General features: G+C 58.3%; 6 protein-coding genes. All 6 read right to left on the reverse strand.

What is annotated here, in order from left to right:
- Nucleotides 1-70 precede the first annotated feature (70 nt).
- Nucleotides 71-250 (reverse strand): hypothetical protein, encoded by a 180-nt coding sequence (locus tag ABD52_RS35305; RefSeq protein WP_152748365.1) that lies wholly within the window; start codon nucleotides 248-250, stop codon nucleotides 71-73.
- An 81-nt stretch (nucleotides 251-331) separates the two neighbouring features.
- On the reverse strand, nucleotides 332-601 hold the full coding sequence (locus ABD52_RS35310) for a hypothetical protein (RefSeq protein ID WP_047890007.1): 270 nt from the start codon (nucleotides 599-601) through the stop codon (nucleotides 332-334).
- A gap of 1301 nt (nucleotides 602-1902) precedes the next feature.
- Nucleotides 1903-3084, reverse strand: coding sequence for a hypothetical protein (locus ABD52_RS35325; protein ID WP_047866723.1), 1182 nt, complete (start codon nucleotides 3082-3084; stop codon nucleotides 1903-1905).
- Between the two features lie 177 nt (nucleotides 3085-3261).
- Nucleotides 3262-4131, reverse strand: coding sequence for a zonular occludens toxin domain-containing protein (locus ABD52_RS35330; RefSeq protein ID WP_047866724.1), 870 nt, complete (start codon nucleotides 4129-4131; stop codon nucleotides 3262-3264).
- A 560-nt stretch (nucleotides 4132-4691) separates the two neighbouring features.
- Nucleotides 4692-4982 (reverse strand): hypothetical protein, encoded by a 291-nt coding sequence (locus ABD52_RS35335; protein ID WP_047866717.1) that lies wholly within the window; start codon nucleotides 4980-4982, stop codon nucleotides 4692-4694.
- A 1-nt stretch (nucleotide 4983) separates the two neighbouring features.
- Nucleotides 4984-6612, reverse strand: a complete 1629-nt coding sequence (locus ABD52_RS39570) for a hypothetical protein (protein ID WP_047866718.1) — start codon at nucleotides 6610-6612, stop codon at nucleotides 4984-4986.
- Nucleotides 6613-6669 lie beyond the last annotated feature (57 nt).

The raw sequence follows: 6669 nt of genomic DNA on the forward strand, positions 1-6669 counted from the left end.
AGGCGGCCCCGAAAAGGACCGCCCCTGTGGCTGCAACGGCCAGCAGCAACACTAGGCCGTATTTCAGCATCTAGCTCGTAAATTTCTTCACGAGCTTGTACACAACCGTGCCGCCAAGCACGATCACGGCGACGGCGGCACCGGCGGCTATACCGGCGGTGGCAGCTCCGGTGGCGGCATTCTCGATGCTCGACCCCGGCGACGGTGTAGCGTCCTGAGCATATGCCGGCATGGCCGACACCACGAACATAGACGCAGCCATAGCCGCGAGGATCACGCGGCGGCGGTGGTTACGGAGTGCGGATAGCAAGCGGTTCCCCTTTCGGTAGGTTTAGCTGGTGAACTTCTTGACCAGCTTGTACACGACCGTGCCGCCGAGCACGATCACCGCGACGGCGGCACCAGCGGCTATACCGGCGGTGGCCGCGCTGGTGGCGGCGCTCTTGATCTCGCCGCCAACCTGGGCGTGAGCCGGAGACGCGGCGACGAAATACGCGGCGACCAGGGCAAGCCCGAAGGCTAGAGCCATAGCGCGACGGCCTACATAGTGGGCCGCATTATTGAGGGCAGTCATGTGCTGATGTTCCTTTCTGTCGGTCACGAAATATCGTTGAACCAGCCCACAACGAAAATCATGATGTACGCGGCCCATCCCGCGACCATGTACGTTAGGGCGTTGTCGAGCTGGCCGATAAACGTCAGTGGATCAGGCATTATCTCCCCCTTAGAGCAAGCATTAGAGCGATAGCGCCGAGGCACATCACCATGATTGCTAACCAGCCCATCAGCGCAAAGGTGTTGCCCTGGCCGTGTTCGACGAGGGTTTCAAGTTGCTCGGGATCGAGCGCGACTGTTGTTTCAACGCTGGTGGACTGGAGCAGGAGAAGGGCCTGCATTACGCTGTAGCTCCGGTCTTGCTAGAGCCATTGGAGGACTGCTGCTGCTCGGTCACAGAGACCTTTACGAGCCGGAGTCCAATCACGTCTTTAACGGAGTCTCTGCCGCCTTCGCGGGACTCCTGACGGCGATCCTGGTACGGCTCAAAAGTAGCCGTAACCATGTCGCCTACTTCCGCGCTACGGAGACCGTAGAGCGGAGACTTGTGGGCGTCGGCGTTGGCTTCGCCGTCGATCTTTAGCATCAACGTGGCCTCGTGCCGGTAGTCCCACTCTTGAAGCCGGAAGGATACGCCCTCCGTCTGACCCCCGTTCAAGGAAAACGGGTTCCTACGCTGGAGCTTCATCTGGAGCTCTATGGGTTCTGACATATTTATTCACCCCCCTTCTCTGCGTCTATGGAAGGTGGGTAACAGCGGAAAGAGTCGCAGGTCGGGCAGTGTAGCTCGACCCAGCCAGACTCCAGAAGATAGAGAAGGTAATCGCAGGTCTGATGCGCCCAGTGAAAGACGGCGGTTAGTGCGCGCTGGTCTTCGGTTAGATCATCGAGTCGCGGGTGATCCGGTGAAGCCAAGTTGAGCGAACCGTCTAGCTCTGGCCTGCAACGCCACGGCTGTGTGTGGCGTATATTCTCGGTATCCGGCATGGTGTTCTCCTCACCGTGTCGGTAGGGTCCCCCCGAGTACTTTTGCGAGGATCGGGGGAGACCCGTTTTCAACGACTGCAAAAAGGCTAGCATTAAAGTTGTAAGAGTCGCAACACCTCTGAGGGAATCTTAATAAAAACGTTACATCAGAGGTCACAAACGTCATAAAGGTCAGTTAGGAAACCAGTACGGACTACGGCTGGTCAAGAAGGAGTGTGGATAGATTCCCGGCGCGGGTTAGCAGCCCAGCAACAGGACCGCAGCCGGCTAGATGTATACAGTACGGGACCGATGGTCCCGAAATTTGGACAGCCAGCAGCTAGGCTCGGCCCCGATCTTGCGGGAGGCGGGGAGGTGGAACTATGCAGAGACCGCCCAGAACGGATCATAGTCAATCCGATAATCGATGGTCGGGTGCCAGACCTCACCGCGCTTCTCGTTGAGGAGCTGGTTTACCTTCTCGGCCCAACCGAGGACCCCATCACCGGACAGACGCTCGCGGTACTCCTGGCCGATAAGACGGCCCACGGTCTCGGGATTGGGTGCCTCAGTGTAGCCACAGGACTTAAGTATCGCGGAGGCCCGGGCGATCATAGCGCCGGCCATTTTTACCGTGTGATCCCAGGAGCGGCGGCAGTTGTCACCGAGGCGCTTTAGACCCTGCACAGGGAGGGATTCAGCCATGTAAGACCGAATGGTATCGAACCACTGCACCGCACTCCGGCGGCCCGAGTGCCCCTCAGCAGAGTAATGCCGGGTGTCAGAGTCGCAGATGCGCAACCACCCAGGGTCCTCACCAGTACCCAGGGCATATCTCACGAGGTCTCCGCAGGCGTTAATGAAGTCCTCCAGGCCGTCCACCCCGAAGGAGTGAAGGCCCTCGCGGAAGAAGCGCAACTCAAAACGCCACACATCGAGCATCGGATCATAGCCGGATGCCTCCCACACTTCGTGCATCCAGCCTTTGTCCGACTTGAGCAGCTCCAGGCTCTTGTTGTAGAGCTGCGCCTGGAGGCTCTTAGACTCTTTACCTATCGTGATTGCGTTGGCATCGGCCCCCTGATAGGAGACATAGCGATCACGAGCGCGGGAGACGACATCAGCCATATGAGGAACCTCGAAGCCGGGCGCCTGAAAGTCTACGGCTATGTCAACTCGGGAGACCACCAAGCGGAAGTCACTAGAGCCGGAAAAGTAGCGTGTAATCTCGACGGCCATTTCTTGCACGGCCGTCAGCTCGTACTCATAGAGGAGCTGCGCTAGCGGCTGTATCTTGAGGGTCGGGAGCATCCCCATTTTGGAGACCTCGACGTAGAACCGGGCATTTCTGAGGACGAACTGGTATTTACCTTTGCCGTGCGGCTTCATGTAGAACAGGCCCCCGGCGACACCGGGAATCTCGGCCAGCTCCGTTACATCATCCTCAGATTCTTGAGCTGCGATCTTCGCCGCGTCCAGCAGCTTTTCGCTTGGTTCGGACAATATCCCGGCAGAGCTGGAGAGGTAGAGGGCATCTACGTATTTTCCGATGGTGGCGACCATGATAGTATTCTCCTTGAACTTTGTTTCTGCTCCCCGGTGGTGGCGACCATTCCGGGGAGCTTTTTCTATCTCATCCCATTCAGCAGTGTGTACTATGCAGCCTCGTGGCATCTCACGCAACCCCCCAATTGGCGAGATGGCTTTTTGCGGGTGGCGTAATACAGGGCTTACGCCACATCACAGCTCGTCTTCTCCAGCAGGCAACCAGTCCGAGAGCGTCGTACCCGAGCCTGCGGCAGAGCCGCCGCCGGTCCCTCCGGTCCCGGCGGCGGCGCTGGCGCGGCGCAGTTCCTCCGCATACGTCCCGGCTGGCTGTAGGAGAGGGCCGGGCTGGCGGTGTGGTCGTATGCCGCGCATCTCCGGCATCCACTCAAAGGTATCTTGCGACTTGTAATGGTTGGCGATAGCTGGCCGGAGGCCGTAGTGCTCCTTGTAGATGGGCTTGCTAGACATCTGCGGGTCAAAATGAGCGGCCATAAACCGGGGCTTGCGGGTCACGCCAACGCCGACCAGGGGCAGCTTGACCCGCGCGAAGTTACGCAGCTTCACGATGCCGCCGCCCATATCCTGCACCTGGTTGTCGAGGTGCTTCGAGCTATGGGCCAGGATAAGGGCCGTCCAGCCTATTTTCCGCATGTTGATGTACCACTGGAGAGCCTTTATGGGGTTCTCGTAGCGGTCAGCGTCTTGCTTTTGCCGCATCTGATAGAGCCGAGCGTTGAGGCTCAGGCCAGACTCATCGAGCACGACGAGCCCCTGGTCCTCACCAGGACCGTCGAACTGATAATCATAGAGGTCATCTTGACGGTCGAAGCGAAGCGCCCGCGAGAGGCAGTCTTGCTTCCACTCCTCGGAGGCCGGGTAGCTGCGCTTTTTTGGCGAGTGGCCCATCTTATACGCCGTATTCCACCAGTCACCGACGAGATCAAAGTTGGTAGCAACAATCTTGCCCGCCGCTAGATACTCCATCACGTTTTTCATAGCAAAGTACGATTTACCGCACCCGAGAGGGCCGGTCACGAAGGTTATAGGGTTCAGGACGGCCATTAGATCACCTGAAAGATCAGAGACAGTATCGCGAACACACAGAGGGCCACGATCACCCGATAGCCGATATTCTTTATGTGACGCACGAGGCCCCCTAGAGAAACATGCTGTTAGACAGCACGCTGTAGACGACATACAGAGCAAGCAGGAACATCCCGAGGATGCCCCCGAAAAACAGGTATCTACCCATAATGGATCAGCCTCCTATTTGACTCGGTTACCACTGGACACATCGAAGAATCGTTTGATCAACGGCACCACGCGCCGAGCGCCCACCAGGACGAGGACAATCAGCCAGAAGTACCAAGGAAAGGCCGTCAGAAGCAGGCCCGCACCATCAATCACACGCCACCTCCCATCACCGCCGGAACCGATCCGCTAACAGACCGATACCCGCCAACGTCAGGACAGCCACAGCAAAGCTGCATAGAGCCGTAATCCCCATCGCGGGATCAATCATCGTGGCCCCCAAACCTCCGGCCCAGCTCCAGAATGAGCAGGAAATACGAATAGCTCAGAACACCGACGACCACGGCAAACAGTAGTGACATAATCCCCCTTTACTCCACGTTTGCGGTAGCGACCAACCACTGGTACACGCGGTAAGCGATCCAAGCCGTCATAATCCCCGAGAACCCGGCGGTCACGATACCGAGCGGCAGGAAGTAGTTAACGGCTCCGAGCACCCTATTGTTGTCGAGCGGGTTGCCCAGCTCGTGCTGGGGCAGCAGGGAGAGAACCGCAGCGATAGCCCCGATAATCGCATCCGTGATGAACTCGATACCATCAACCATGTAAGACGCACCCGACTGAGCCGCCCAACGAATCCAGCATATGAGGCCGTCGAGCATGTCAGCCCTTCCCGGTGATGTAGCGGTAGAACCATAGGGACATCCCGAACACCAGCCCGACACCCATCAGGTTTTTGACCACCTGGATCACGTTGTGAAAGGACTGAGGCACGGTCACCATGCCAAACGGCGGCAGGTTGAATGTCGGAGCCTCTGGCGTCGAGACCAGCGAGCCGACTATCTCCAGCAGGCCGAGGATGAGCGAGAAAGGAAAGACGCTCCCAGGCTCCATCTCCGGCAGGTCGAAGGAGAACTCACGCGGAGAGCTGCACGTCGAGCCGCCCTGCTTTGTGGGATTGCCGGGCTTGGGTGCGTTCTTCGGCTGCGGCTCGGAGGGCCGATTACCTTCGGGTACAGGATCACCAGTAGGTGAACGCCATTCCTCACTGTTGGGCGTAGCACCGGGCGAACGTGTCTCCTGGCCGGGTGTGCCGTCAGGGAATTGCCGCGTCTGCGTGGTCCCATCAGGGTATGTCGTGGTCTCCGTCCCGGTGCGGGGATCATAAGTGCGCCGGGTGCCGTCAGGGTATCTCCAGGTCTCCACACCGTCAGGGGTACGGGTGAACTCAGTACCGTCCGGCCAAGTAGTGAACTCGGTGCCGTCCGCGAATCTGTAGGTGGTGGAGCCGTCTGGATTCTCACGAACGTCAACAACGCCGCCGTGCTGGTCGGCTTGCCGCTCGACCTCGGGCGGGTAGGCTCCAGGGGCAGGCTTCTCACCCTCGGTGCCCTGCTCTTTCGGGCTGTATTCGGGATCGGCTTTAACAGCATCCCAAAGCCTTTTTGTTTTCTCCGGCGACGAGACGAAATCACCCTCAGAAGGTGTGTACTCGGCCGGAGTCGTCTGGGTCTGCGTACCCATATCGTAAATGTCCGTTTGCCCCTGGACACTCTCCATAGAGCAAATACCCGTCTTTAGTACAGTCGCGGGACCGGGGTTGTCTCCCGAATCTTTAACCGACACCTTGCCCTTGCAATCGTTATTCGTAATGTTCCAGCTAAAGGACTGTGAAGGCTGGTCTCTGGCAGTGGCGGAGGCGTCCACGCCTTCACTATTGCCCAGATATCGCATCCTCCCATTCCCATACCACGGCTGTTGATTCGTCTGAACCGCATAATCAAAGGTGATGGTACCTACACCGTCAGCGTAGGTGTAATCGAAGCCCAGCAGGGCACCGGCCCCGACCACCTCGCCATTATCTACCTTTTGGAAGTATGGCCCACCGGAAGACTCCACCTTCTTGAGCTGCGAATCAACAACTATGGGATCTGCTGGTTGCCCGTCCTGATATGCCGTGTATAGCGTGTTGGCATTATGTATCCACACCCCAGCGGCAACGCCAGCAAGACCGCCCTTAGTGATCGCGTGACGGCTGAGGGTTGGCAGAGCCTTTTTACTAGCCCGCTTCAAGATGCCGCGTGTCTTTTTGTACTTGCCGAACTTCTCCGGGTCGGTGTTATCGAGGAACTTGCGTAGCTTTCTGACCTCGCCCTCGTCCAGAACCTCGGTAGAGGGTGGTGGCGTCTGTGCGACGGCAGGCGAAGTCAAACAACCAGTAGAGGCGGCCCCGAAAAGGACCGCCCCTGTGGCTGCAACGGCCAGCAGCAACACTAGGCCGTATTTCAGCATCTAGCTCGTAAATTTCTTCACGAGCTTGTACACAACCGTGCCGCCAAGCACGATCAC

Source organism: Micromonospora sp. RV43 (assembly GCF_001029515.1).
GTDB lineage: Bacteria > Actinomycetota > Actinomycetes > Mycobacteriales > Micromonosporaceae > Micromonospora > Micromonospora aurantiaca.

What these genes read in the sequence shown, in the direction of transcription:
- ABD52_RS35330 (WP_047866724.1), bottom strand. Translation starts at nt 4,131, where the DNA reads ATGGCCGTCCTGAACCCTATAACCTTCGTGACCGGCCCTCTCGGGTGC.
- ABD52_RS35305 (WP_152748365.1), bottom strand. Translation starts at nt 250, where the DNA reads ATGTTCGTGGTGTCGGCCATGCCGGCATATGCTCAGGACGCTACACCG.
- ABD52_RS35325 (WP_047866723.1), bottom strand. Translation starts at nt 3,084, where the DNA reads ATGGTCGCCACCATCGGAAAATACGTAGATGCCCTCTACCTCTCCAGC.
- ABD52_RS35335 (WP_047866717.1), bottom strand. Translation starts at nt 4,982, where the DNA reads ATGCTCGACGGCCTCATATGCTGGATTCGTTGGGCGGCTCAGTCGGGT.
- ABD52_RS39570 (WP_047866718.1), bottom strand. Translation starts at nt 6,612, where the DNA reads ATGCTGAAATACGGCCTAGTGTTGCTGCTGGCCGTTGCAGCCACAGGG.